The 24,541-nt window shown below is 59.9% G+C and carries 25 protein-coding genes and 1 tRNA gene; 12 read left to right on the top strand and 14 right to left on the bottom strand.

From position 1 onward, the window contains the following. Positions 1-59 precede the first annotated feature (59 nt). The 8 genes from VOI23_RS06145 (at position 60) to VOI23_RS06110 (ending at position 8,741) form a co-directional block, all read left to right on the top strand. Positions 60-1,247 carry a deoxyguanosinetriphosphate triphosphohydrolase gene (locus VOI23_RS06145; protein WP_323783083.1) on the top strand — a complete coding sequence of 396 codons (1,188 nt, stop codon included), beginning with the start codon at positions 60-62 and terminating at the stop codon, positions 1,245-1,247. A gap of 9 nt (positions 1,248-1,256) precedes the next feature. Then, on the top strand, positions 1,257-3,086 hold the full coding sequence (locus VOI23_RS06140; RefSeq protein ID WP_323783080.1) for a cation:proton antiporter: 1,830 nt from the start codon (positions 1,257-1,259) through the stop codon (positions 3,084-3,086). 129 nt (positions 3,087-3,215) lie between these two features. Further along, positions 3,216-4,961 (top strand): arginine--tRNA ligase, encoded by a 1,746-nt coding sequence (gene argS / locus VOI23_RS06135; protein WP_323783077.1) that lies wholly within the window; start codon positions 3,216-3,218, stop codon positions 4,959-4,961. Positions 4,962-5,027: 66 nt separating this feature from the next. Then, the gene (locus VOI23_RS06130) at positions 5,028-5,963 is read left to right on the top strand and encodes an SPOR domain-containing protein (protein ID WP_323783074.1); all 936 of its coding nucleotides are present in this window, start codon (positions 5,028-5,030) and stop codon (positions 5,961-5,963) included. After that, entirely contained in the window at positions 5,939-6,967 is a 1,029-nt protein-coding gene (gene nagZ / locus VOI23_RS06125) for a beta-N-acetylhexosaminidase (protein WP_323783071.1), read from the top strand. Before VOI23_RS06130 ends, nagZ begins: the two co-directional genes overlap by 25 nt. Then, positions 6,960-7,763 (top strand): ScpA family protein, encoded by an 804-nt coding sequence (locus VOI23_RS06120; RefSeq protein ID WP_323783069.1) that lies wholly within the window; start codon positions 6,960-6,962, stop codon positions 7,761-7,763. Before nagZ ends, VOI23_RS06120 begins: the two co-directional genes overlap by 8 nt. Further along, a complete protein-coding gene (gene scpB / locus VOI23_RS06115) occupies positions 7,756-8,439 on the top strand; it encodes an SMC-Scp complex subunit ScpB (protein WP_416376511.1) in 684 nt (227 codons plus the stop codon). The genes VOI23_RS06120 and scpB overlap by 8 nt, the downstream gene beginning before the upstream one ends. A gap of 122 nt (positions 8,440-8,561) precedes the next feature. Further along, the gene (locus tag VOI23_RS06110; RefSeq protein ID WP_323783066.1) at positions 8,562-8,741 is read left to right on the top strand and encodes a hypothetical protein; all 180 of its coding nucleotides are present in this window, start codon (positions 8,562-8,564) and stop codon (positions 8,739-8,741) included. Here the strand turns inward: VOI23_RS06110 and VOI23_RS06105 are convergent. From VOI23_RS06105 to VOI23_RS06055, 11 genes are all read right to left on the bottom strand, one after another. Further along, positions 8,719-9,867, bottom strand: a complete 1,149-nt coding sequence (locus VOI23_RS06105; RefSeq protein WP_323783063.1) for an MFS transporter — start codon at positions 9,865-9,867, stop codon at positions 8,719-8,721. The genes VOI23_RS06110 and VOI23_RS06105 overlap by 23 nt on opposite strands. A 78-nt stretch (positions 9,868-9,945) precedes the next feature. Further along, complete coding sequence (locus VOI23_RS06100; protein ID WP_323783061.1) at positions 9,946-10,557, bottom strand: M23 family metallopeptidase; 612 nt, start codon at positions 10,555-10,557, stop codon at positions 9,946-9,948. Between the two features lie 17 nt (positions 10,558-10,574). Further along, a complete protein-coding gene (locus VOI23_RS06095; protein WP_323783058.1) occupies positions 10,575-11,651 on the bottom strand; it encodes a 2'-deoxycytidine 5'-triphosphate deaminase in 1,077 nt (358 codons plus the stop codon). 213 nt (positions 11,652-11,864) lie between these two features. Continuing rightward, a complete protein-coding gene (locus VOI23_RS06090; protein WP_323783055.1) occupies positions 11,865-12,671 on the bottom strand; it encodes a crotonase/enoyl-CoA hydratase family protein in 807 nt (268 codons plus the stop codon). A gap of 211 nt (positions 12,672-12,882) precedes the next feature. Then, positions 12,883-12,959 (bottom strand) — tRNA-Pro (locus VOI23_RS06085). Between the two features lie 69 nt (positions 12,960-13,028). Beyond that, a complete protein-coding gene (locus VOI23_RS06080) occupies positions 13,029-13,745 on the bottom strand; it encodes a MerR family transcriptional regulator (RefSeq protein WP_323783052.1) in 717 nt (238 codons plus the stop codon). Positions 13,746-13,751: 6 nt separating this feature from the next. Continuing rightward, a complete protein-coding gene (ihfA, locus tag VOI23_RS06075; RefSeq protein WP_323783049.1) occupies positions 13,752-14,063 on the bottom strand; it encodes an integration host factor subunit alpha in 312 nt (103 codons plus the stop codon). Positions 14,064-14,161: 98 nt separating this feature from the next. Beyond that, a complete protein-coding gene (locus VOI23_RS06070) occupies positions 14,162-15,136 on the bottom strand; it encodes a beta-ketoacyl-ACP synthase III (RefSeq protein WP_323783046.1) in 975 nt (324 codons plus the stop codon). Continuing rightward, on the bottom strand, positions 15,133-16,239 hold the full coding sequence (plsX, locus tag VOI23_RS06065) for a phosphate acyltransferase PlsX (RefSeq protein WP_323783042.1): 1,107 nt from the start codon (positions 16,237-16,239) through the stop codon (positions 15,133-15,135). The genes VOI23_RS06070 and plsX overlap by 4 nt, the downstream gene beginning before the upstream one ends. Positions 16,240-16,266: 27 nt before the next feature. Continuing rightward, positions 16,267-16,473, bottom strand: coding sequence for a 50S ribosomal protein L32 (rpmF, locus tag VOI23_RS06060; RefSeq protein WP_323783039.1), 207 nt, complete (start codon positions 16,471-16,473; stop codon positions 16,267-16,269). Between the two features lie 296 nt (positions 16,474-16,769). After that, positions 16,770-17,327 (bottom strand): YceD family protein, encoded by a 558-nt coding sequence (locus tag VOI23_RS06055; RefSeq protein WP_416376510.1) that lies wholly within the window; start codon positions 17,325-17,327, stop codon positions 16,770-16,772. Between the two features lie 78 nt (positions 17,328-17,405). Here VOI23_RS06055 and VOI23_RS06050 point away from each other — a divergent pair, with 78 nt between their 5' ends. From VOI23_RS06050 to VOI23_RS06040, 3 genes are all read left to right on the top strand, one after another. Further along, complete coding sequence (locus VOI23_RS06050; protein ID WP_416376509.1) at positions 17,406-17,861, top strand: outer membrane protein assembly factor BamE; 456 nt, start codon at positions 17,406-17,408, stop codon at positions 17,859-17,861. A 94-nt stretch (positions 17,862-17,955) separates the two neighbouring features. After that, positions 17,956-18,687, top strand: coding sequence for a GNAT family N-acetyltransferase (locus VOI23_RS06045; RefSeq protein ID WP_323783036.1), 732 nt, complete (start codon positions 17,956-17,958; stop codon positions 18,685-18,687). A gap of 126 nt (positions 18,688-18,813) precedes the next feature. Further along, the gene (locus VOI23_RS06040; RefSeq protein WP_323783033.1) at positions 18,814-20,631 is read left to right on the top strand and encodes an ABC-F family ATP-binding cassette domain-containing protein; all 1,818 of its coding nucleotides are present in this window, start codon (positions 18,814-18,816) and stop codon (positions 20,629-20,631) included. A 155-nt stretch (positions 20,632-20,786) separates the two neighbouring features. On the opposite strand, the gene VOI23_RS06035 is transcribed toward VOI23_RS06040, so the two are convergent. The 3 genes from VOI23_RS06035 to VOI23_RS06025 all read right to left on the bottom strand — a co-directional run bounded on the left by VOI23_RS06035 (position 20,787) and on the right by VOI23_RS06025 (position 23,574). Further along, positions 20,787-21,560 (bottom strand): SDR family oxidoreductase, encoded by a 774-nt coding sequence (locus VOI23_RS06035; RefSeq protein ID WP_323783030.1) that lies wholly within the window; start codon positions 21,558-21,560, stop codon positions 20,787-20,789. Between the two features lie 135 nt (positions 21,561-21,695). After that, entirely contained in the window at positions 21,696-22,451 is a 756-nt protein-coding gene (locus VOI23_RS06030; RefSeq protein ID WP_323783026.1) for an SDR family NAD(P)-dependent oxidoreductase, read from the bottom strand. Positions 22,452-22,518: 67 nt separating this feature from the next. After that, on the bottom strand, positions 22,519-23,574 hold the full coding sequence (locus VOI23_RS06025; protein ID WP_323783024.1) for an AbrB family transcriptional regulator: 1,056 nt from the start codon (positions 23,572-23,574) through the stop codon (positions 22,519-22,521). Positions 23,575-23,884: 310 nt separating this feature from the next. Here VOI23_RS06025 and VOI23_RS06020 point away from each other — a divergent pair, with 310 nt between their 5' ends. After that, entirely contained in the window at positions 23,885-24,541 is a 657-nt protein-coding gene (locus tag VOI23_RS06020; protein WP_323783021.1) for a GntR family transcriptional regulator, read from the top strand.

The raw sequence follows: 24,541 nt of genomic DNA, 5'->3' as shown, positions 1-24,541 counted from the left end.
TCTCAGTCCTTTATGGAATATATGTGGGCCGAGGACAGGCGACAAGGACCAGTTGCGGCATGACAGCCCCCTATGCATCCGACCCACAGGCCAGCCGTGGGCGGCTTTACCCTGAAGAAGAAAGCGTTTTCCGCTCTTGTTTTCAACGGGATCGTGACAGAATCATCCATTCCAGCAGCTTCCGGCGGCTCAAGCACAAGACCCAGGTCTTCATCGAACATGAGGGCGATTATTTTCGTACCCGTCTGACTCATTCTATCGAAGTCGCGCAGGTTGCCCGCACCATTGCCGGGACTTTGGGTCTGAACCAGGAGCTGACCGAAGCGGTCGCGCTGGCCCATGACCTCGGTCACACCCCCTTTGGTCATACCGGCGAAGACGCGTTGTCAGACCTGATGTCCCCCTATGGCGGGTTTGACCACAACGCCCAGGCGATCCGAATCGTCACGGCGCTGGAACGGCATTATGCCGAATGGGACGGGCTGAACCTGACCTGGGAAACGCTGGAAGGAATTGCCAAGCATAACGGGCCGGTGACCGGCGACATTCCTTGGGCTTTGGCGCACTGTAATGCCCAGATCGATCTGGAACTGCACACCCATGCCAGCGCCGAAGCGCAGGTGGCGGCGCTTTCCGACGATATCGCCTATAACAATCACGATCTGCATGACGGGCTCAGGGCCGAATTGTTTTCGACCGACGAACTGGCCGAGATGCCGCTTCTTGACGGCTGTTTTGCCGAAGTCGACGACAAATATCCCGGCCTGAATTATTACCGTCGCCGGCACGAGGCGCTGCGGCGGTTTTTCGGCATTTTGGTCGAGGACGTGATCGCGGTGTCGCGTCACAATCTGGCCGATCTGAATCCCGGTTCGGTGCAGGATATCCGTCATGCCGGTCGGATGATGGTTCAGTTCTCGCCAGAACTTTGGTCCAAGTTGAAGCAGATCCGCGAATTCCTGTTCCACCGCATGTATCGGGCCCCCGAAGTGGTCGAGATCCGCAGCTACGTCACCGACCTGATTCAGGAACTGTTCCCGATGTTCATGTCGCGGCCCGATCTGATGCCGAAACAGTGGCGCAAATCGGTGGCAGAAGCTGAAGGCGAAACCGAGTTGGCGCGTATCGTATCCGATTACATCGCCGGAATGACGGACCGCTATGCGTTGCAGGAATATGAACGATTGACCGGCAAACCGGCGATCCCGGCCGGGCGCCGGGCCACGCCGGTACAGCGCGGCGGGTAAGGAGAGACGATGGCGATACCTGGGGCCGAGGCCGGACTGACACCGATCACCGCGATTGCCTTGGTGGGCGCTTTGGGTGTTGGGGCGCAATATATCGCCTGGCGGCTGCAATTGCCGGCCATCGTTCTGATGCTGGTGGCCGGCATCGTCGCCGGGCCGGTGACCGGATTGTTGGATCCCGCGCGTGATATCGGACCGCTGGTTGCGCCCATCGTATCCCTGGCTGTGGCGATCATCCTGTTCGAAGGCGGTCTGACACTGAACCGGCACAAGCTAAGCGATGCCGCCAAGGGGGTGCGTCGGTTGGTGTTCATCGGTGCGCCGCTGGGCTGGCTCAGTTCCGCCCTGACGCTGCATTACGGGGCTGGGTTGGGCTGGGCGACCTCTGCCGTGTTCGGCGGCATCATGATCGTGACCGGTCCCACCGTGATCGCGCCACTGCTGCGGCAGGCCCGGCTGGCCCGGCGGCCAGCGGCGCTGCTGCAATGGGAGGCAATCCTGAACGACCCGATTGGCGCTTTGGCGGCGGTTTTTGCCTTCGAGGTTGTCATCGTCAGGCATACCGCAGCAACCGCAGGCGATGCCGCGCAGGAACTGATCCTGGGGATTGCCCTTGCAACCGTGTTGGGCGCGGCTGCGGGGTATGGGCTGGCGACGGCCTTCAAGCGGGGGCTGGTGCCGGAATATATGAAAGTGCCGGTGCTTTTCGTCGTTCTGGTTGGCGTGTTCGCCTTGTCCGATGCGGGCTTGCATGAAAGCGGGCTGTTGGCCGTCACGATCATGGGGGTGGTGATCGCCAATGCCGAACTGCCTTCTTATGCTGAAATCAGGCGGTTCAAGGAACATGCTACCGTGCTGTTGGTCTCGGGCGTGTTCATCTTGCTGGCCGCATCACTGGATTTTGCGATGCTGGAAAGGTTGAACTGGCGTGCGGCGCTGTTCATCGGGCTGGTGATCGGCGTGGCACGGCCATTGACCGTGCTTATTTCACTGGTCGGGACCGGTCTGCCGTGGCGGGAAAAACTGCTGATCGCTCTGACTGGACCGCGCGGGGTGGTTCTGGTCGCGGTGGCGGGTCTGTTCGGTGAACGGCTTGCCGCGGTGGGGATCGAGGATGGCGCGTTGGTGGCACCACTGGCCTTTGCGCTGGTCGCGGTCACTGTGGTGTTGCATGGCTTTACCCTGAAACCGTTGGCGCAACTGCTGGGGCTGGCCGGGTCGGATACGCCCGGTGTGCTTCTGGTTGGTGGCTCGGGCTGGAGCACGGCACTGGCCGAAGCGCTGCAAAAGTCGGGGGTGCCGGTCCTGCTGACCGATCCCAACCGCAGCCATCTGCGGACGGCGCGGCAATTGGGCCTGTCTACCTTTTTCGGCGATGTCCTGTCCGAGGCGGCCGAACATAATCTTGAATTGGCGCAATATGCGCGGCTGGTCGCGCTGACCGATAATGACGCTTACAACACACTGGTGACGACCGACCTCGCGCCGGAATACGGCCGCGACAATGTTTTCCAGCTGGCGCGTGCCAAAGAGGGGCAGGCACGTCATGCGCTGCCTGCGACGCTGGGCGGGCGGGTCTTTGCCCAAGGCCGCAGTTTCGATGAATTGCAAGCACTGACCCGCGCAGGCTGGGAATTCCGCAGCACCACGCTCAGCGAAGAATACGACTTCGAGCAATGGCGCGTCGAACGGCCCGATGCCCTGCTGGTCACGGCGATCTACCCCAAGGGTGAATTGCGCTTCCCACGCGAAGACAGCAGCCTGAAAGGTGGTGACGGTGTTCGGTTGATTTATTTCGCTCCGCCGAAACCGAAGCAGAAAGCACAAAGCGAGGCCTGACCGCAGCTAACCTTGATGCTATTCGCTGCCGGGATAGCGTCCCGTCGCCCCTGTTGCGCGGGCCGGGCACCGGTTGACCTTTCGCCTTCGCATGCTAAACCCCGGCCAAGCTAGAAGGAAGTTTGACCGATGAACCTGTTTTCCGACCTGCGCGTACTCGTGGTGGACATGCTGGCGCAAATGAGTGCCGAAGGCGATCTGCCCGAAGGGCTGGATTTCGCCAATGTGGCGGTCGAACCGCCACGCGACGCTGCGCATGGCGACATGGCGACCAATGCCGCGATGGTTCTGGCTAAACCCGCCGGGATGAAACCGCGCGACATTGCCGATAAACTGGCGCTCAAACTGGCCACGGATGAGCGTATCATCAGCGCCGAAGTCGCCGGTCCCGGTTTCCTGAATCTGCGGCTCGCGCCGTCGCTGTGGCAGAGCATTGTGAAAACCGCGCTGAACGATGGCGAGGCCTATGGCCGCTCCGGCCTCGGGCAGGGTAAAAAGGTCAATGTCGAATTCGTTTCGGCCAATCCAACCGGCCCGATGCATGTCGGCCACACCCGCGGGGCGGTGTTCGGCGACGCGTTGTCCAGCCTGCTGGACTACGCTGGTTTCGATGTCACCCGTGAATATTACATCAACGACGGCGGTGCGCAGGTCGATGTGCTGGCGCGCTCAGCCTATGAGCGCTACCGCGAAGCCAACGGGCTGGAACCCGAAATCGCCGACGGTCTATATCCCGGTGACTACCTGATTCCGGTGGGTAAAGCGCTGAAGGAAAAATATGGGCCGACCCTGCTGGACAAGCCTGAATCTGAGTGGCTGACAGATATTCGTGATTTCTCGATCGAGGCCATGATGGAAATGATCCGTCAGGATTTGGCCAGCCTCGGCGTCAAGATGGATGTCTATTCTTCGGAAAAAGCGCTCTATGGCACTGGCCAGATCGAGGCCGCGCTGGAGCGTTTGAAAGGGCTGGGCCTGATCTACGAAGGTGTTTTGGAACCGCCCAAGGGCAAGCTGCCAGAGGATTGGGAAGAACGCGAACAGACCTTGTTCAAATCTACCGAATATGGCGACGATGTCGATCGCCCGGTGATGAAATCGGATGGCGCATGGACCTATTTCGCCCCCGATATCGCCTATCACTGGACCAAGGTGGAACGCGGTTTCGACATGCTGATCGACGTTTTCGGCGCCGATCATGGTGGCTATGTCAAGCGCATGAAAGCCGCCGTCGCGGCCCTGTCCGAAGGCCGGGTGCCACTGGACATCAAGCTGATCCAGCTGGTCAAACTGTATAAGAATGGCGAGCCGTTCAAGATGTCGAAACGCGCCGGTACCTTCGTGACGCTGCGCGACGTGGTTGAACAGGTGGGGATGGACGTCACCCGGTTCCACATGCTGACCCGGAAAAACGACGCGCCGCTGGATTTCGATTTTGACAAGGTGTTGGAGCAGTCCAAGGACAATCCGGTTTTCTACGTGCAATATGCCAATGCCCGGATCTATTCGGTACTGCGCAAGGCCGAAGAGGCCGGTCTGGCCGTTGATGACGCCACACTTGCCGGGGCCGATCTGTCGCAACTGAGCCATGAGGCAGAGCTCGCCGTTGCCAAAACGCTGGCCGAATGGCCGCGACTGGTTGAAATCGCCGCCCGTCATAACGAACCGCACCGGGTGGCGTTTTACCTCTATGATCTGGCCAGCGCGTTCCATTCTCTGTGGAACCGGGGCAACGAAGATACATCGCTGCGCTTCCTGCAAGAGGATGATGCGATTGCCAGTCAGGCAAAAATCGCCCTTGCAAGGGCTGTGGCCGTTGTTATTTCCGCAGGTCTTGGTATTCTGGGCGTAACTCCGGTGGAAGAGATGCGCTAACGCACCGCCGCCGGAACGTGTCGAGCAGCAGATGACAGGGAACGCCTGTCAGCACGAGAGGCGATTATGGCGGAGTATCAGGCAGACGGGCGCAGTTCCGCGCCCGCGACGGGCAAATCCATCGGATCGATTGTTAACTGGGCCGGGGCGGCGGTGTCGCTGGGGCTTATGGTTGGCGTCGGGATCTGGGGGTACAAGCTGGTCATACGAGATGTCAGCGGCGTTCCGGTGGTCCGCGCTGCATCGGGCCCGATGCGGGTGATGCCCGAAGACCCCGGTGGCGCTCCGGCGCAAAATCAGGGTCTGGCTGTGAACAAAGTGGCCGCCGAAGGCGTGGCGGAAAAACCTGCTGATCGTCTGATTTTGGCCCCGCGTCCGGTCGGACTGACCGCAGAGGACAGCCCGACTGCCAAACTGAACCTTATCAAGTTGACCCCGAGGGCCCACGTACAGGCCGCCAAACCCGCAGACCCAAACCTGTCGGTCGAGGCGCTGGTCGAGGAATTGACCGGAGATTCCGCCCCGATCAGTTCGGGGTCAGACCCGCAGAGCGCCGCGCAGGCCGAGCCCGACCTCGCTGCATCAGCAGAAGATGCGGCGACCGAAACTGCGGATCACTCTCCCAGGCTCGGCCTTGGTATTTCGCTGCGACCTCGACAGCGGCCCGCGGGTGGGCGTCAGATTGCCTCGACCGATCCGGCGGCGACAGCAGACGCCCTGAGCATCGATATCGACCCCGCGACGCTTCCGCCGGGAACAAGACTGGCCCAGCTCGGTGCCTATGAAAGCGCTGAGGTGGCGCGCAAGGAATGGGATCGCATGGCATCCCGTTTTACCGATTTTCTGGAAGACAAGAAACGGGTGATCCAAAAGGCTGAAAGCGGCGGGCGGGTGTTCTATCGTCTGCGCGCTCACGGTTTCGCCGATATCAGCGAAGCACGCCGTTTCTGTTCGGCTCTGGTAGCCGAAAAGGCCGAATGCATCCCGGTGACGACCAAGTGAACCGGTTCGGCGCGACGATCCTCGATCCGCTCGGGCTGCGGCTAAGCCCGGAAGAAAAGACGTTCTTCCGCGATGCCGATCCTTTCGGGTTCATTCTGTTTGCCCGCAATATCGACACGGCTGATCAGATCCGCGCATTGTGCAACGATCTGCGCGATGCGGTCGGACGCGCCGCGCCGATCACCATCGACCAGGAAGGTGGACGGGTGCAGCGGTTGCGCCCGCCGCTCGGCACCCAATGGTTGCCGCCGCTTGATCATGCGCAGGCGGCCGGGGATGCGGCGGCAGAGGCGATGTATCTGCGCTATCGCATCATCGCGCATGAATTGCGCGCGGTGGGGGTGGACAGCAATTGCGCCCCTCTGGTCGACGTGGCGACCCCAGACACACACATATTTTTGCAAAACCGCTGCTATGGTTTCGATGCCGAAACGGTGGCTGATCTGGGCCGGTCGGTGGCGAATGGTTTGCTTGATGGCGGTGTGCTTCCGGTTCTGAAACATATTCCCGGCCATGGCCGCGCAGTGGTGGACAGCCATCTTGACCTGCCCGTGGTATCCGCCCCGCGCGGCAGTCTCGATCAGATCGATTTTGCGCCGTTCAAGGCGCTGAATGATCTGCCGATGGGGATGACGGCGCATTTGGTTTATGACCAGATTGATCCGCGCCCCGCGACCCTGTCGCCAGTGATGATGCAGCTGATCCGGGACGATATCGGCTTCGATGGGCTGATCATGACCGACGATATCTCGATGAAGGCGCTCCGGGGCGATCTGTCTGACCTTAGCCGCGCCGCCATCGCGGCGGGTTGCGATGTGATCCTGCATTGCAACGGTACTCTGGATGAAAAACGCATGGTGTCTGATGCTGCCGGGCGGTTGTCAGAGGCCGGGCAGGGACGGGCGGAACGGGCGCTCGGTGCCCGCAACGAACCCCACGAGGTTGACATTTCTGCCCTCAGGGCCAAGCTGGACGCGCTGTTGAACGGGCGCGGGCATGGCTGAAGACGATTTCGAAGAAGACAAAGCAGAAGGGCAGAGCGTTGCCGAACGGTTGGTGGCGGAATCCCTGATCGTTGATGTTGATGGCTTTGAAGGCCCGCTCGACCTGTTATTGATGTTGTCGCGTACCCAAAAAGTTGATCTGCGTAAAATTTCGATCCTGCAACTGGCCGAACAATACCTGGCCTTTGTCGAACAGGCCAAGGCATTGCGCATCGAACTTGCCGCCGATTATCTGGTGATGGCGGCTTGGCTGGCCTTCCTCAAATCGCGGCTGCTACTGCCGCCCGACCCCACTGAAGAAGGCCCCTCTGGCGAAGAACTGGCCGCGCATCTGGCGTTTCAGCTGGAACGGTTGCAGGCGATGCGCGATGCCGCTGCCAAGCTGATGGCGCGTGACCAGAAGGGCCGCGATTTCTTTGTCCGCGGCCTGCCCGAAGGGGTCGAGCGGATCAAGCGTGTGACCTATTCGGCGACGCTACTCGATCTGATGCAGGGCTATGCCCGGCTCCGGACCAAGGATGAATTCCGGCCCTTCGTGATGGACCGGGATTCGGTCTATACGATGGAACAGGCGCTGGAACGGATGCGTGGATTGATCGGATTCGCAGGAAGCTGGACCGATATCAACAGCTACTTCCCCGCCGGTTGGGAAAGCGATCCGGTCAAGCGCCGGTCGGCCACCGCAGCCACCTTTGCCGCCTCGCTGGAACTGGCCAAGGAAGGCAAGGTCGAACTGCGTCAGGGCGGCCTGTTCGAACCAATTGAACTGCGCAGGAGGGAAGGCCGCGATGGCTGAGGAAATGGCGCAAGACCCTGCCGCACTGACCGAACCGCAGGAAGAAAGCCTGTTTGAAGCACCGCCAATCGGTGAACAGGAACGCATGGTCGAAGCGATGCTGTTCGCGTCGGCCGAACCGCTGTCGGTGCGCGATCTGGAATCCCGCATGCCGCATGGGTGCGATGCTGCCGAAGCATTGGTTCATTTGCGCAAACGCTATGAAGGGCGTGGCGTTCATGTGGTGCGGGTCGGCGATGCCTGGGCCATTCGGACGGCACCCGATCTGGGGTTTCTGATGCAGAAAGAAACCGTCGAGATGCGCAAACTGAGCCGCGCCGCGATCGAAACACTGGCGATCATCGCCTATCATCAACCCGTCACCCGCGCCGAAATCGAAGAAATCCGGGGCGTCAGCGTGAGCCGTGGTACCGTTGACCAGTTGTTGGAAATGGAATGGATTCGCTTTGGTCGGCGCCGGATGACGCCGGGACGGCCAGTCACTTTTGTGGTAACACAGGAATTCCTCGACCATTTCGGGCTGGAAAACGCCCGCGATCTGCCAGGACTGAAGGAATTGCGTTCCGCCGGATTGCTGGACAACCGGCCACCGCCCGGTGCCATGCCGACACTGGTCGAAGGCGAAGAGGATGAGGTCCTCGATGACGACGATCAAGGCGAAATGTTCGAGGACTAGCAGCTCGATTTGGCCACAGTTCCGGTAGGGGCTGTGTCCCCGGAGCCTTCTTCTTTGTCTCACGCCCTCAAATTGGCACAATTCTCGCCCATATTATGATGTAACAAGCGCAGGAGAGCAGAATGAACGCGACCCAACTGATCAACATGATCGTCCGGCAGGTGATCCGCACCTTCGTCAACAAGGGCGTGAATGCCGGGATGAATACGTTGTCGAAAAACGATGGCCAATCGAAGCAGATCCGCCAGACCGCCAAACGCGCCCGTCAGGCCGCCCGGATCAGCCGTCGGCTGACCAAGTGATACGACGAGGCCACAGCGCCTCCACACAGGCGCAGGCTGCGCAAAGCGCAGATACCATTAGGCAAGCTGGCCATCCCGCCGCCTCATAAGGCAATCTGAACAGCATTGCGCCCCCCAATACACACAGATAGGTGCTGGCCGAATTCAGCCCCATGATTGCACCGCGCTGAGCTGGGTCAAGCGCCGTCAGTCGTGCCACCACTGCATTCAGGGCAAAGTGCTGAAACACTCCCCAGACAAAAGCCGCGGCCAGCAACAGCATGAAAACCTGAGCTGAGAAGGCCATCAACCCGTAGCCGATCAACAAACCGGCAAAGGCCAATGCAGAGGCGCGCCCGGGCGGTAACCGGTCGACGAACCGATCCAAAAACACCGCCAGACCGAACCCGCTGCCATAAGCGAAAGTGACCAGACCGGCGGCTGAAACCGTCAGTCCCAAGGTGTCGACCACATGCGGCCCCATGAAGCTGTAAGCGCCGAAGAACCCCAACATCAGCAAAGCGTTGGACAGCAATCCGCGGCTGATACCGGGCACTTGTAACCCGGTCAGCGGCGATGTTGGGGCGGTGGCGAAAACCTCTACCCGCATGTCGCAGCGGCCCAGTAAGAACCAGATCACGACGGTCATCCCCGCCATCAATCCATAAACACTGCGCCAGCCCGCGATATCGGCCAGGGCCGAGGCCAGAACCACACCGCCGACCAGGCTCAGCGTCCATCCGGTCAGAACCGTGCCGATCGTCTGTTTCTCGCGCCCCTTGGGGCCGACCTGTGCCGCCAGTGAGTAGATCGCTGGCAGCGCCATGCCGGCGCCAATCCCCGCAATCGCATGGCCGATCAGCAGAATCAGTATGCTTGGTGCCAGTGCAGAAATCGACAATGCTACAATCAGCATCGCGCAGGCATGGCGCAATGCCCGGTCCGCCCCGATCCTGTCGGCCCGGGGGGCCAGAACCAAGGCCGACAACGCGGTGCCCGCGCCATAAGCGCCCATCGCCTGAATGATATCGCCGGGCAACACACCCAGATCCTGCGCCACCACGGTTGCAATTGGCGGCAGCACCAGAGAATTGGCGCCGACAACGCCGATCGTTGCAGTCAGGAGGGGAACAGGTTTGGTCAGCATCTTAATTCTGCGATAACGCCTTCACCCGGAAATGAAAAAGCCCAAACAGGGCCGGAGGGGCGTGACGCTACGGCACCCTTAGTGGCAATGGACCGGATAGGTCAGTCGGACCGGGCTGTCGGGCTGTGGCCGGACGGGATCGAAACAAGTGACTTTGCCAAGGCCATTGGCCCAAAAAAGATGCGGATCGACCGCCCCCAATCCTGCTACATGGACTTCGAAATGCAGATGGTTGAGCGTCCCAGCCAGCGCCCCGGTCGATCCCACTTCGCCAATCTTCTGACCGCGTACGACCTTGTCGCCCTTTGCCACCAGTCGCTTGTTGAGATGCACAGACCTCGTGCTGACCCGTCGGCCTTCGCTGTCCAACCCGTGGGAGATTTGCACCCGGTTGCCATAGGCCGGTTCATAAAACGAGGCGACGACCACGCCATCGGCGGCGGCCAGAACCGGTGCGCCTCGTGGTGCCAGCAGATCAATGCCCAGATGATTGCCGCCCTTACCGCCCTGATCCGCGTGATCGGAAACCACCCGGAATTGCTGTCCGATGGCCGGAGCGTTGGCGGGCATCACCACGTCAATGCGATGGGTGGCAAACGGGCTGTAAGGGGCCGATGTGCCATCTGGCGCGGAACAGGCAGTCAGAAGCAGTCCGCCAAGGCACAGCGATGTCAGCGCGGATTTCAGCATGGCTGCTCCGGGTGTCGTCAGGAGGTGCGGAAATGCTTCGACAGTTTCAAACCTTGCCCCTGATAATTCGAAGCAATGCCCGCACCGTAAATCTGTTCTGGTACTTCTGCCATCTTTTCATAGACCAGTCGCCCGACGACCTGCCCATGTTCCAAAACGAACGGGGCTTCGTGACAGCGTACTTCCAGCACTCCGCGCGATCCGGCACCGCCAGCCGCTGCATGGCCGAACCCAGGGTCGAAGAAGCCTGCGTAATGCACCCGGAATTCCCCCACCATCGCCAGATAGGGGGCCATTTCAGCGGCATATTCGGGTGGAATATGTACCGCTTCGCGGCTGACCAGAATATAGAATGCGCCGGGATCGAGGATGATCTGACCGTTCTCTGTGCGCACCTCTTCCCAATATTCCGCCGGATCGTATTCGCCGATCCGGTCCAGATCGATCACCCCGGTATGCGGTTTGGCGCGGTAGCCCACCAATGTGCCCGAGTCCGGTTTCAGATCGACCGAAAATCCCAAGCCTTCGCTGATCACCGCCTCGCCATCGACCAATGGGGTGTGTGCGTGCAATGCGCGCAGCGCGTCATCGCTGAGCACCGCTTGTCCATCGCGGAACCGGATCTGATTGAGCCGCATGCCGGGACGGACCAGAACCGAAAAGGACCGCGGACAAATCTCGGCGTAGAGCGGGCCTTGATACCCGGGCTGAATACGGTCGAATTCCTCGCCGCCATCGGTAATCGTTCGGGTCAGCAGGTCCAGCCTGCCGGTGGAGCTTTTGGCGTTGGCCACGGCCTGGATACCCTCGGGCAGGTCCAGCACCTCCATTAGCGGCACGACATAGACGCAGCCTTTTTCCAGCACCGCCCCTTGGGTCAGGTCGATCTGGTGCATTTCGAATTCTGCCAGCCGGTCCTGCACCGTACGGCCATGCCCGGCCAGGAACGAGGCACGCACACGCCAAGCCCGCGTGCCCAGCCGCAAATCGAGGCTGGCGGGTTGGATCTGTTCAGGTATGATTTCGGGCTGTGCCGAAATCTGGCCTGCCGCGATCATTCGCTGCAATTCCTGGCTGGGCAAAACGCCGGTCATGAATATCCCCTTTGCAATTGACTTGTCTTAGCAAAGGCCGGGGCAGGGACGGAATAGCGAAAGCGGATAAACTTGCGCCAAGGGCGTTTTCAATGCCGAAAACGCTCTGAAAGTTTTGCAGACTACGGCTCTGCGGGCCGGATCGCCGTGCCGAATCTGTTTTCTGACCCGGAAAACAGGGCGAAATCTGCTCCAGACTTCGCCCTGTTGCCGTCAGCTTTGTCCCGGCTTTACCCGCGCTGCGGTCTTGTTGGCGAAAGCTTCGAGCCGTCCGCGTGAGGCAGGCTGCGTGTTCACGATCCCCGCCACCACGGATTCGGCATAGGCCGCGTCCAGCGCTGACATGTTCTGCATATGGCTGATCGCGCTGCAGATGGCGAAATTCGACAAAGGCGGATTTTCCGCCGCCGCGCGGGCGATTTCATAGGCCTTGGCTTCGCTGTCTTCGACCAGATATTGCGCCAGACCGACCTGTATCGCTTCGTCCTGAGTATAGATGCGCCCGGTCAGCATCATATCTATCATCCGCGCCTTGCCGACCAGATCGGCAACCCGGATCGTCGCGCCGCCGCCGGTAAACAATCCCCGCTGGCCCTCGGGCAGGGCGAAATAGGTTGACGCATCCGCGACCCGGATATGGGCGGAAGAGGCCAGTTCCAGACCGCCGCCGACAACCGCGCCCTTCAATGCGGCGATGATCGGTACGCCACCATATTCCATCTTGTTGAACGCCTCGTGCCAGCGCAGGCAGAGATGCATGAAATCTTCCGGTCTGCGATCTTCGTCATGATGTTCCACCAAGTCCAGACCAGCACAGAAATGGGTACCCTCGGCGCGCAGCACCACAGCCCGGGCGCCCATGCGCGGCAGGGTGGAGAAAACTTCGATCAGTTCCTCAACGGTGTCGGCGTTCAGCGCATTGCGCTTGTTCGGTCGGTTCAGCGTGACCGTGGTGATCCCGTCGTCATCCATGCTGACCGCCAGGTTTTCAAGGACAAAATCGTCGATGGTCTTTTTCATAGTATCCTCCTTCCGGTCTGGGCTATTGGCCCGGCCGCTCTAACCTCAGACCATCCGTGCCAGAGCGGCCAAGTCAAGCGGTTGAAGGCGGAAAATCGACCGTTTGGACGGATTTGTTGCAGGACGTAGCGTCGACTGCGCCCGATATCCTGCGCGTCTGGAGACGGCAGGAGCTGGCAGGCGATTTCGGGTAGGGTAGATAGGGGAAAATTGGTCGGGCTAGCAGGACTCGAACCTGCGACCTTCCGTCCCCCAGACGGACGCGCTACCAGGCTGCGCTATAGCCCGACGGTTTGGCTTTCATAGCGATTTTCAGGGCAGGGGCAAGGGGCAATCACCATTTTCTTCAGCCCTTGGTCATCCTTGTTTCGATGCGTCCCTCAGGGCCGCAGCATGGGACCTGCTCCGCTGCAAAAGAGACCGGGCCTTTTCGGCGTTCTCACCGGTCCATCGGTCCTGACGTGCCAGCAAGGCGATCAGCGGGGCAGCAGCAGGTTGCGCCGCCTGATATGTGTCCGGGTCTGGCGCGTCAGATGCCGTCGCGGGCTCTGATTCCGGTTCGATATCAAAAAGCGTCGCCTGTTGCGGTTTGGGGGCTTTGTCGGCTGCCACAGCTTCAACAGGCGCGGGCTCCGACTCAGGCTCAGCTATGGTGTCCTGAACGGGCTGAATTTCGGGAACGGACATGGCTGCCGCCGTTTCGACTTCATCCACATGAAGGGCGTCGTCCGGTGATGCGGCGTCTTGCGCAGACTCGGGCAGGTTTGCGGTTGCCTCCACAATCGTGTCGGCATCGACATCCAGCGGCTGCGACAGCTCGGCGACAGAATGCACGCCCTGTTCACGCAGCATTTTCTGCACGCCCTTTATGGTCATACCATCGTCATGCAACAGCTTCTTGATGCCGCCCAGGAGCAGCATGTCCTGAGGCCGGTAATACCGACGACCGCCGGCACGTTTCACCGGTTTGACTTGGCTGAACTTGCTTTCCCAGAATCTCAGCACATGAGCCGGACGATCCAGCCATTCGGCCACTTCGCTGATTGTGCGGAAAGCGTCGGGCGATTTCGCCATGCCCTTTTACCCCTTGGTCGAGGCGTTTCCGGCAGCGACCCGTTCTTTCATCAGATGCGACGGGCGGAAGGTCAGGACACGGCGCGGATTGATCGGGACTTCTTCCCCGGTTTTGGGATTGCGCCCGACGCGGGCAGCCTTGTCCCGGACCGAAAAGGTACCGAATGAGGAAATCTTGACCTGCTCACCTTGCACCAGCGCGTCGGACATATGGTTCAGCACGCTTTCGACCAATTGGGCCGAGTCATTGCGCGAAAGCCCCACCTCTCGGAAGATTGCTTCGCTCAAGTCCATCCGGGTTAGAGTTTTTTCGCTCATCACTGAGACCCCCCATTGTTTCGTCAAACATGAGGGAAGCGAATTTCCGAGTCAATATCAATGGCTTGTAAGGAGGCATTGAAACAGTCGATTTTGACCTACCAGCGCAATACAACCGCGCCCCAGGCCAATCCGCCGCCAATCGCTTCGGCCACCAGCAGGTCGCCCCGTTTGATTTTGCCTTGTTCGACCCCCACCGACATAGCCAGAGGAATCGATGCCGCCGATGTGTTGCCGTGATCCTGAACGGTGACGATGACGTTATCCATCGACAATCCCAGCTTTTTCGCGGTGCCGCGAATGATGCGGATATTGGCCTGATGCGGTACGATCCAATCAATGTCGTCATGGCTCAGCCCGGCCTTTGTCAGAGCCGTTTCCGCAGTCGAAGTCAGCTTTTCCACCGCCTGACGGAACAGGGCGTTGCCCTGCATGCGCAATTTTCCCGTGGTGCCGGTGCTCGAAACACCACCATCGACATAAAGCATGTCGCGATAGCGCCCGTCAGAATTCAGGTCCGAGGCGAGAATGCCGCGATCTTCGCTGGTTCCGTCGCCGGCTTCGCCTTCCAGCACCAGTGCCCCGGCGCCATCGCCGAATAGAACGCACGTCGCGCGATCGGTCCAATCCATGATCCGGCTGAATGTTTCTGCGCCAATCACCAGCACGCGGTTGGCCTGCCCCGACAGGATCAGTGCATTGGCATTGGTCAATGCATAGATAAAACCGGCACAAACCGCCTGCACGTCAAAGCCGTAGCCACGGGTCATGCCCAGTTTTTCCTGCACCATGGTGCCGACAGAAGGGAAGGTCAGGTCCGGGGTCGAGGTGGCCACGATGATCGCGTCTATATCATCGGGTTGCAGTCCGGCATTTTTCAACGCCGCCCGCGCCGCGTTTACGGCGAGGTCGGATGTGGTTTCACCTTCTGCCGCGAAATGCCGCCGTTCGATACCGGACCGGGTGCGAATCCATTCGTCCGAGGTATCGAGGCTTTTTTCAAATTCGCTGTTGGGAACAACACGTTCCGGCAGGTAGTGGCCAACGCCTTTTACAACAGCGCGTATTGTCATTCTTTTTCACCGTCTTCGAACTGCTCTGTCGCGGTATCTTGTACCTGCTCTGTGGCCGATGCAACCCGCGCTGCCAGTTTATGAGAAAAACCAGATTGCGAAAGCTGATGGGCCAGCTTTACCGCTGCGGCGATGCCAGTAGCATCGGCCGATCCATGCGATTTCACAACGGTGCCATTGAGGCCAAGAAACACGCCGCCATTGACCCGGCGCGGATCAATCCGTTTCTTCAGGCGCTGCATCGAGGTAAAAGCGAGAACCGAAGCCAGCCGCGACAGCGGCGAAAACTTGAAAGCTTCTTTCAACAGATCGCCGATCAGGCTGGCGGTGCCTTCACCGGTTTTCAGCGCGACATTGCCGGTAAATCCATCGGTGACGATTACATCGCAGACATTACCAGGAATATCGCTACCTTCGACAAAGCCAACGAAATCCAAGCCGGCCCGGTCGGCATTGGATTTGATCAGGTCATGAGCCAGTTTCAGTTCGGCCCTGCCTTTGTGTTCTTCGGTGCCGACATTCAGCAGCCCAATCCGCGGCCGTTGCAAATCCAGACCGTTGCGAGCGTAGGAGGCCCCCATCAGGGCATATTGCAGCAGGTCGCGTTCGTCGGCGCGCACATCTGCACCGACGTCCAGCATGACATTGAAACCTTGCGGATTTCGCGACGGCCATAGCACCGCAATCGCCGGACGGTTGATGCCCGGCAACTTGCGTAGGCGCACCATGCTCAAGGCCATCAGTGCACCGGTGTTGCCGCAGGACACACACACATCCGCATCGCCCGACCTTACCGCATCCAGCGCCGACCACATCGAGGTATCCTTGCCACGACGCATCACGTAGGAAGGTTTGTCCTCCATCGTGACGACGCCCTGAGCGTCTCGAATCTCGACCCGACCGGCCAGATACCTCTTGCGCGCGATCAGCTTTTCAAGCTCGACCTCGGGGCCGTGCAATATGAAGCCGATATCTGGATTTTCTTTCGCGGAACGAGAAATGCCGGCGACAACTGCCGCCGGTCCTCGGTCGCCACCCATGGCGTCAACAGAGATAATGGTGCGTCCTGCACCCGCCGTGGATTGATCCTGCAAAGCGGTCATTGCGGACGCCGGTCCCCGAAAGTTGCGTTATGCCGCGTCTTCGTCCAGATCGATTTCGTCAGCCAGAGCGACGACTTCGCGATCAGCATAGTGGCCGCAGGACGCGCAAACGTGATGCGGACGCTTCAGCTCGCCACAGTTGGGGCATTCGTTCGGGTTTGCCGCGACCAGCGCGTCATGTGCGCGGCGGTTGTTACGGCGCGACTTGGATACTTTGTTCTGTTGGACAGCCATGTCACAACCTCAATTTCCTATGGGCACAAGGCCCGGTTTCACGTGGGTTCGTGGCACATATTCGGTCCAAGCCGACATGTCCAACCCAAAAATCGGATGAGCGCCGGAAAATACTGTGAATTCCGCAAGGCGCAAGTGTTTTTTCTGTCACTGGCCTATACATTGCAGGGGGGATTGATAATGAATGGGTTTGGATTTTCGATTTCTGCCGAAATGCGTGTCCGGCTCTACTCAAGCATTGAAATACGGACCCGCTTTGCCATTGCCACGCAGTTTCAAGAAAATTGCGGCCGAATCTAGTCTTTCTTGTCCAGTTTGTCGCGCAATGCGGCAAGTCCGGCGAAAGGCTTGGTTTCTTCATCCGTCATCGCCGCCTTGCCAGGTTCGGTGAACCGCGTCTGATCCAACTCGGCGTCTTTGGCTCTTGGATAAAGTGGTAACGCGAGCGACAGCGCCTCGACCATCACGGCGGCCGGATCAATCACCTTGCCCAGAGCTTCGATCGAATCGTCCTCGGGCATTTCGACTTCCTCTTCGTCGGTATTGTCTTCGGGCAGCTCGGCAACAAACAGGCGGTTCACTTTTTCGTCGATCCGGGTGTTGACCGGTTCAAGGCTGACCACACAGGCCTGCACAACGGTCGCGCCCAGATCTGCCTTTAGCCGCCAGTCACGGCGGCCTTCGGCCCGTATCTCGCCTTCAAATCGCAGTTTGCGCAGGTCGAGTAGCCCTAATTCATCTGCGATTGCGCGCAGTTCGGCATCGTCCGGGATCAGTTTGAACCGGGTCGGGCGCGTGGTGGGTAAATCGGAGACGCGCAGTTTCTCGCTGGGCAGGTTGATCATGGTTAGCATGGTTCCTTTGCTTGAACCGAAGTCATTCCTTCTGTAAGCGGGATAAAAGGCGGAAACGGCCAAGGCAAGAGGACAGCGATGTCGTTCATGGGAAAGACTTTGAAAACCGTCGTGGCCGGAATTGTAATCCTGTCGGTGACGGGGTGTACGGCGCTATACCGTAATCACGGATATGTTCCACCGGAAGAAGAGCTGTCGGCAATTGCCGTCGGCGTAGACACCCGCGACAGTGTTGCCGAAGCGGTGGGCACGCCGGGGGCGGCCGGTGTGTTGAACGATAGTGGCTATTACTATGTTCAAAGCCGCGTGCGCCATTTCGCCTATCGCCGTCCGGAAGTAACCGAACGCCAGGTTGTTGCGATCAGCTTTGACAAGCGCGGGGTCGTCAGCAATGTGGAACGGTTTACCCTCGAAGATGGCAAGGTCGTGCCGCTGACCCGCCGGGTGACCAGTTCGAACGTCGCCAACAAGGGGTTCCTGCGTCAGCTGTTGGGCAATCTCGGACGGGTGCGGGCGTCGGACTTCGCGGGCTGAACCCGAGCAGATTTTCGTCACATACGCTACACATCTTGTATGCTAGATTCGGCGTAATCACCTTTGCTATAGGCAAAGCGGCCGGAGTGTTCTGATGCTGTCATTAAAAAAAGGGCGTTATATCACGCGCTTGGCGGAAACTGTTGAAGATGTCGAAGCTGCTCAACGGTTGCGCTATTTGAGTTTTCACGGGGCTGAAGGGGTCGATTCAGATCGATTCGATCCAATCTGCACCCATATCCTAGTTGAAGAGATCAGGACCGGGCGGCTGGTCTGTTGTTTCCGGGTGCTGCCGCTGACCGGTGGGAAAGAGATCGGACGCAGCTATTCTGCGCAATATTACGAATTATCCGGTCTGCAGGATTTCACGGGCCCAATGGTCGAAATGGGCCGGTTCTGTATCCATCCAGAAATCAAGGACGCCGATATACTGCGTGTCGCATGGGGCGCCATGACCCGCTATGTCGATGAAAACAATGTTGAAATGCTGTTTGGATGTTCGTCGTTTCACGGTACGGACGAACAGGAATATCTGGACGCATTCGGAGTGCTGAAAGAACGCCACCTGGCCCCGAAACGCTGGCTGCCGCGGGTGAAAGCACCGCAAGTGTTTCGTTTCGGCCAGAAGCTGCGGCGCAAGCCGGATGCAAAAAAGGCGATGCTGCGAATGCCTCCCTTGCTCAGAACTTATCTGTTGATGGGGGGCTGGGTGTCGGATCATGCGGTGGTGGACCCGCAAATGAACACGTTGCATGTGTTTACGGGGTTGGAAATCAAAGCGATTCCGCCGACGCGCAAGCGGCTGTTGCGCGGCGTCGCGGGATAGCCAAAGGGGGCGCTATTCCCTTGCGTTGAAAACTTTTGGGTTTTCATTGTTTCCCCGGGGGGTATTTTTGCTAAGATGAATGCATGGGTTCTTGACCTCGTTCCGGGGCGTCGTTAGCTGCGAAGCATGGCACGCGCTCCTTTACTTCAATTGAACGACATCTCGCTGACATTCGGCGGGGATCCGATTTTTCACGATCTGTCACTGGTGGTACAGCCCGGCGACAGGGTCGCCTTGGTTGGGCGAAACGGATCGGGAAAATCCACTCTTATGAAGGTGATGGCGGGTCTTGTTGAACCCGATCAGGGAGCCCGCGTGGTGCCCCCGGGGGTCAGTGTTGGCTATATGGAACAAGACCCCGACATGGCGGGCTTTGCCACCCTGGGGGATTATGCCGCCAGCGGGCTGGATGCGGCAGAGATGTACCGGGTCGAGATGGCGGGCGAAGGATTGAAATTCGATCCGAACCGGCCGGTGGAAACGGCGTCGGGCGGCGAGCGACGCAGGGCGGCGCTGGCCAAGCTGATGGCCGAAGCGCCCGAGCTGATGCTCTTGGACGAACCGACCAACCATCTGGATATCGAGGCGATTGCCTGGCTGGAAAACGAGCTTCGCGAGACCCGAAAAGGTTATGTTCTGATTAGCCATGACCGCGCATTTTTGCGTGCACTTACCCGTGCAACCCTATGGATTGACAGGGGAAAAGTGAGGCGACAAGAGAAAGGATTCGATGGGTTCGAGGCCTGGCGCGACAAGGTTTGGGAAGAAGAAGATCAGCAGCGCCACAAGCTGAACCGCAAGATCAAGTCCGAAGCGCGATGGGCGGTCGAAGGTATCTCGGCGCGGCGGACGCGCAATCAGGGACGGCTGCGGGCCTTGAAGGCGCTGCGGGCTGAACGGTCGTCGCAGATCAAGCGCCAGGGGGCTGCGGCGATGGAGCTGTCTGCGGGCCCCAAATCCGGCCGCAAGGTGATTGAAGCCAGAGAAATATCAAAAGCTTATGGCGATAAGGTCATCGTTCAGGATTTTTCGATCAAGATCCTGCGCGGCGACCGGGTGGCGTTTGTCGGGCCGAATGGCGTGGGCAAAACCACGGTGCTGAAAATGCTGCTGGGCCAGGAAACACCGGATCAGGGATCGGTGAGTTTGGGTACCAACCTGTTGCCAGCGGTTTTCGATCAGGCGCGGGCGCAACTGGACCCGGAAATGACCCTGTGGGACAGCTTGACGGGCGATCCCGAAATGCGGGTGTCGGGTAAGGCCGATCAGGTTCTGGTGCGCGGCCAGCCAAAGCATGTCGTGGGTTATCTGAAGGAATTCCTGTTCGACGAACGGCAGGCAAGAGCGGCGGTTAAGTCGTTGTCAGGTGGGGAAAAAGCGCGGTTGCTTCTGGCCAAGCTGATGGCCAGGGAAAGCAATCTTCTGGTGCTGGACGAACCGACCAACGATCTGGACATCGAAACGCTGGACCTGTTGCAGGAATTGCTGGACGACTATGACGGCACGGTGATGCTGGTCAGTCACGACCGCGATTTTCTGGACCGGGTGGCGACCACGACGATCGCGATGGAAGGCGACGGGCGCGCCACCGTCTATGCCGGCGGATGGAGCGATTACCAAGCTCAGAAGGCCGAGACGAACCCCAGTAAAGGTCAAGAAAAAACAAAAGCTTCTGGGTCAAAGGCGAAGCCGGAAGCCGGGCCTGAGATGAAGGCCGAGGGATTGAGTTTCACCGAAAAGCACCGGCTGGAGGCGCTGCCGGCGATCCTCGAACGGCTGGGAGCCGAGATCGCCAAGCTGGAAGAATTTCTGATGGATCCGGAGCTGTTTTCGAAGCAGCCGGTGAAATTCCAGAAGGCAACCGATGCTCTGGTCGAGCGGCAGCAGGCGCTTGCGGCGGCGGAAGAGGAATGGCTGACGCTGGAAGAAAAGTCCGAAGGGTAGCCGCGCAGAAGTTTGTGGATATTTGAGGCATTTGTAGCGGCAAACGGTACGGATGGCCGAAGCGGCGTTTGAAGCGCGGTTCAGACGGCCATCAATCGCGGTTTCTTGTGTGGCGTCGAAGACATTTCCGGCGGCGGCATTCGACGCCAGTCGTTTCAGTCAGAGGTCGCGCCGCCATCCACCGGTATCATTGTCCCGGTCATGTATCCTGCTGCGTCCGAGACAAGGAAGGCGGCGACGCCCGCGATGTCTTCGGGGGTGCCGACGCGCCCCATCGGGATCGCCGCGCCATATTCGGCCACGCGTTCGGCGCGCGCAGCCCCGGTGATCCCGGCGGCCAGCATCGGGGTATCGGTATCGCCGGGGCAGATCGCGTTGACGCGAATCCCTTCCTGCGCGTGATCCAGCGCCATGCAGCGGGTCAGTTGCGCGACGGCGGCTTTCGACACCGCATAGGCGAGTGCGCCTTTCGCGCCAACCAGCGCCCAGTCCGAGGCGATGTTGACGATCGCGCCGCCGCCCTGCGCCCGCAGCGCCGGTACAGCCGCGCGCGAGAGGCGGAAGACGGAGCCAAGATTGATGTCCATCAACCGGTCCCAGTCGGTATCCGTGGTATCCTCAGCCGTGCCGTGGATCAGGATTCCGGCATTGTTGATCAGCACGTCGACACGGCCGAAGGCGGTAAGCGCTGCCTGAACGATCGCGTCCGGCGCGGCTTTGTCGGACAGGTCCGCGGCGTGGAATACCGCCCTGACACCTTCGGCCTGAAACGCGGCGGCCATCGCCTGTCCGGCCGCTGCGCGGCGTCCCACCAGAAACAAAGAATATCCCGCCGCCGCGAGGGCGCGGGCGATGGCCGTACCGATTCCCGAGGTCGCCCCCGTGACAATCGCGCAAGGGGTGTCTTTTACGGCCTGAGTCTGTGTCATGTGCAACCTCGCGGAACAGGGGTGGGGTCAGCTAATGTCCTGTGGTCGCGGGTGTCAATCGGGGGGAGCCGCAGGCCGGGTTTCAGCCCGGCCTGCGGCATTCCCTGCCGGTCCCGGTTTTCGCGGGACGGGCGGTTATTGCATCCGCAATGCGCCGTCGATGCGGATGACTTCGCCGTTGAGGTAGCCGCATTCGCAGATGAAGCGCGCCAGAGCGGCGTATTCGCGCGGATCGCCCAGCCGTTTCGGGTTGGTCACGTCGGCGGCGAGTTGATCCTGCACTTCCTGCGGCAGACCCATCAGCATCGGCGTCAGGAAAATGCCCGGCGCGATCGCCATCACCCGGATACCTTCGCGGGCCAGATCACGGGCCATCGGCAGCGAGGTGGCGACGATGCCACCCTTGGACGCGGCATAGCCGACCTGACCTTTCTGGCCGTCGAAGGCGGCGACCGAGGCGGTGTTGATGATCACACCGCGCTGATTGTCGTCGGAGGGGTCGTTCTTGGCCATCTCGGCGGCGGCAAGGCGGGCGACGTTGAAGCTGCCCACGAGATTGATGTTGATGATGCGCTGGTAATGTTCAAGGCTGTGGGCCCCGTTTTTATTCAGCGTCTTTTCCGCCGTGCCGATGCCGGCGCAGTTGACGGCGGTGTTGATCTTGCCCATCGCGGCGACGGCCGCCTGCATGGCATTTTGCACCGAGGCTTCGTTGGAGACATCGGTTTCGACGAAGGTGCCGCCCAGATCCGCGGCGACTTTTTCGCCCAGTTCGGCGTTGCGGTCCAAAAGGGTGACCTTGGCCCCCGATTCGGCGAACAGGCGCGCGGTGGCTTCGCCAAGGCCCGAAGCCCCTCCGGTGATCACGGCGCAGGTATCTTTCATTTGCATTTTGGACGTCCTCTCTCGTCTAAATGAACACTTGTTCAGTAATGCCCCGGGCGCGGTCTGTCAAAACCTAGTGCCGGGGGCGGATACGGGCGATGACGGCCATTTCAATGACCGTCAGGATGATACGGTAAACATGATGCAGTGTAACCACTGCGGGATTGGCGTGCAGCGACAGCGCGATCAGCGCCATTTCGGTGACGCCGCCGGGGGCGAAGGAAATCATCAGGGCATCGAAGGCCGCGCCGGTAAACCGGTGCAGCAGGATCGCGCAGAGCGCCCCGAGTGCCAGCATGGCCCCGACCGAGACCACTGAGAGCCCCGCCGCGATGACCATGGTGCGGCCCTTTAGGCCGGTAAAGCGCATCCCCAGAGAGGTGCCAATCACCACCTGGCTGAGGTTGATCACCCATTGCGGCAGCGCCAGATCGGCCAGCCCCAGCACGGTGATTACGGCGGCTGCGACCAACGGGCCGGTCAGCTGCGCGGCAGGCAGCCGGATCGTGGTGCCGATGAACAGCCCGGTCAGACCGACAGCCAGAGCGAGGGGCAGGGCGCTGATACCGGTTTCGGCAGAGCCGAGCGTCAGGCCCCCGGCGCTGCCCACCGGCGCGCCATACCACAGCGACATGCCGATGGGGACGATGGTGATAACGGTGATGATGCGGAAAAACTGCTGCATGGTCAGCACCGCCAGGTCGGCCCCGGCCTCTTCGCCCATTGCCAGCGCTTCCATCAACCCGCCGGGGGTGCCGGAATAGAACGCGGTTGGGCGGTCATAGCCGCCCAAGTGGCGAAAAATGTTATAATTGATCCAATGAGTTGCGAGAACGAAGCCGCTGAGCACCGAAAGCGACGCAATCAGTGACGGGATTTCCGTCAACAGGTCGGCATGGACCCGTGACCCGATCATCACCCCGATCAGCGCCATGAATATCATGCGGAATTTCATCGGGAAGCGGTAGCCGTCGGGCAGGCGGTCGGTGAAAAAGATCGCGATCAGCCCCGAGGTGATCAGGCTGCCCATCATGAAGGGCAGCGGCAGGTGGATCAGCGAGGCCAGATAGCCACCAGCACCGCAAAGGGCGGTCAGGATCAACGTCTGCAGGGCGAGCTTGAGGAGCATTCTGTCGGCTTGGTTGGGGCGTCGATAGTTATATGACAGAACTATATCGGGAGGGCAAGCCGGTCCAGACCTACGGTGGCGTATCGTTCTGACGTGGCAAGGCCCGGGACCGCGCCCGGTACAGGGGGTCAACTTCGCGAAATCCACCTAAGGCGGGAAGGGTTGGAAATCGTTACATCAAATGTCACCCGAAAAGGATTGAAAAGACCACATTTCACCGGGAAACGCATTGTCAAAACGCCTTTGGATTGATTTATTCATCAGCGTTGAAACTCTCTTTCCCGAAGGTACGGAGCGCAAAGAAAACATCATGGTCAGCTCCAAACCGGTGCTTCGGGAACTGCACAGCACATCCATTGCAGCACAGCTTGAGACTGAAATCGTCGCCGGGCAGATCAAGGCGGGCGAGAAACTCGACGAACAGTCGTTGACCAAGCGGTTCGGGGTGTCCCGAACGCCGATCCGGGAGGCTTTGCACGAGCTTGTTGCCCGTTCTCTGGCCGAACGTGTGCCCTATCGCGGGGTGCTTGTGGTCGACATCACGAAAGAGCGGATCGAGGAAATGTTCGAGGCGATGAGCGAGATCGAAGCGCTGTGCGGCCGGTTCGCGGCGGAGCGCATGAGCGTGGGGGAGCGTGTTGAACTTGAACGGCTTCACCTGCGCATGTCGGAGCTTGCAGAAACCGGGGATGCAAATTCCTATGAAACCGCGAATTCGGAGTTTCACCAGCTTCTTTTCACGGCGTCCCATAACACCGATCTGATTGATCTGGCGAATACCCTGCGTCTGAAGCTTGCACCGTTTCGGAAATCGCAGCTGAAAAAACGCGAACGCATGAAACGGTCGAATGCGGAGCACGAGGCCATCGTTTCAGCACTGATCGAACGCGATGCGAAAAAGGCGGAAAAAGCATTGCGGCGACACCTGATGAGTGCCGCCGCAGAAGTCATCGCCACAATGTCCTGA

The organism is Thalassovita sp. (assembly GCF_034670005.1).
Classification (GTDB): Bacteria; Pseudomonadota; Alphaproteobacteria; order Rhodobacterales; family Rhodobacteraceae; genus Thalassobius.
The sequence above is the reverse complement of the archived record's forward strand: the minus strand, read 5'-3'. Positions and strand labels throughout refer to the sequence as shown.

Bases quoted from the DNA above. Each gene is read 5' to 3' on its own strand.
- VOI23_RS06130 (WP_323783074.1), top strand. From the start codon at position 5,028: ATGGCGGAGTATCAGGCAGACGGGCGCAGTTCCGCGCCCGCGACGGGC.
- nagZ (WP_323783071.1), top strand. From the start codon at position 5,939: ATGCATCCCGGTGACGACCAAGTGAACCGGTTCGGCGCGACGATCCTC.
- VOI23_RS06105 (WP_323783063.1), bottom strand. From the start codon at position 9,867: ATGCTGACCAAACCTGTTCCCCTCCTGACTGCAACGATCGGCGTTGTC.
- VOI23_RS06080 (WP_323783052.1), bottom strand. From the start codon at position 13,745: ATGGCGAAATCGCCCGACGCTTTCCGCACAATCAGCGAAGTGGCCGAA.
- scpB (WP_416376511.1), top strand. From the start codon at position 7,756: ATGGCTGAGGAAATGGCGCAAGACCCTGCCGCACTGACCGAACCGCAG.
- VOI23_RS06045 (WP_323783036.1), top strand. From the start codon at position 17,956: ATGCTGTCATTAAAAAAAGGGCGTTATATCACGCGCTTGGCGGAAACT.
- VOI23_RS06110 (WP_323783066.1), top strand. From the start codon at position 8,562: ATGAACGCGACCCAACTGATCAACATGATCGTCCGGCAGGTGATCCGC.
- argS (WP_323783077.1), top strand. From the start codon at position 3,216: ATGAACCTGTTTTCCGACCTGCGCGTACTCGTGGTGGACATGCTGGCG.
- VOI23_RS06120 (WP_323783069.1), top strand. From the start codon at position 6,960: ATGGCTGAAGACGATTTCGAAGAAGACAAAGCAGAAGGGCAGAGCGTT.
- VOI23_RS06140 (WP_323783080.1), top strand. From the start codon at position 1,257: ATGGCGATACCTGGGGCCGAGGCCGGACTGACACCGATCACCGCGATT.
- VOI23_RS06050 (WP_416376509.1), top strand. From the start codon at position 17,406: ATGTCGTTCATGGGAAAGACTTTGAAAACCGTCGTGGCCGGAATTGTA.
- VOI23_RS06095 (WP_323783058.1), bottom strand. From the start codon at position 11,651: ATGACCGGCGTTTTGCCCAGCCAGGAATTGCAGCGAATGATCGCGGCA.
- VOI23_RS06055 (WP_416376510.1), bottom strand. From the start codon at position 17,327: ATGCTAACCATGATCAACCTGCCCAGCGAGAAACTGCGCGTCTCCGAT.
- VOI23_RS06070 (WP_323783046.1), bottom strand. From the start codon at position 15,136: ATGACAATACGCGCTGTTGTAAAAGGCGTTGGCCACTACCTGCCGGAA.
- VOI23_RS06090 (WP_323783055.1), bottom strand. From the start codon at position 12,671: ATGAAAAAGACCATCGACGATTTTGTCCTTGAAAACCTGGCGGTCAGC.
- VOI23_RS06025 (WP_323783024.1), bottom strand. From the start codon at position 23,574: ATGCTCCTCAAGCTCGCCCTGCAGACGTTGATCCTGACCGCCCTTTGC.
- VOI23_RS06100 (WP_323783061.1), bottom strand. From the start codon at position 10,557: ATGCTGAAATCCGCGCTGACATCGCTGTGCCTTGGCGGACTGCTTCTG.
- VOI23_RS06040 (WP_323783033.1), top strand. From the start codon at position 18,814: ATGGCACGCGCTCCTTTACTTCAATTGAACGACATCTCGCTGACATTC.
- VOI23_RS06020 (WP_323783021.1), top strand. From the start codon at position 23,885: ATGGTCAGCTCCAAACCGGTGCTTCGGGAACTGCACAGCACATCCATT.
- VOI23_RS06035 (WP_323783030.1), bottom strand. From the start codon at position 21,560: ATGACACAGACTCAGGCCGTAAAAGACACCCCTTGCGCGATTGTCACG.
- rpmF (WP_323783039.1), bottom strand. From the start codon at position 16,473: ATGGCTGTCCAACAGAACAAAGTATCCAAGTCGCGCCGTAACAACCGC.
- VOI23_RS06145 (WP_323783083.1), top strand. From the start codon at position 60: ATGACAGCCCCCTATGCATCCGACCCACAGGCCAGCCGTGGGCGGCTT.
- ihfA (WP_323783049.1), bottom strand. From the start codon at position 14,063: ATGAGCGAAAAAACTCTAACCCGGATGGACTTGAGCGAAGCAATCTTC.
- VOI23_RS06030 (WP_323783026.1), bottom strand. From the start codon at position 22,451: ATGCAAATGAAAGATACCTGCGCCGTGATCACCGGAGGGGCTTCGGGC.
- plsX (WP_323783042.1), bottom strand. From the start codon at position 16,239: ATGACCGCTTTGCAGGATCAATCCACGGCGGGTGCAGGACGCACCATT.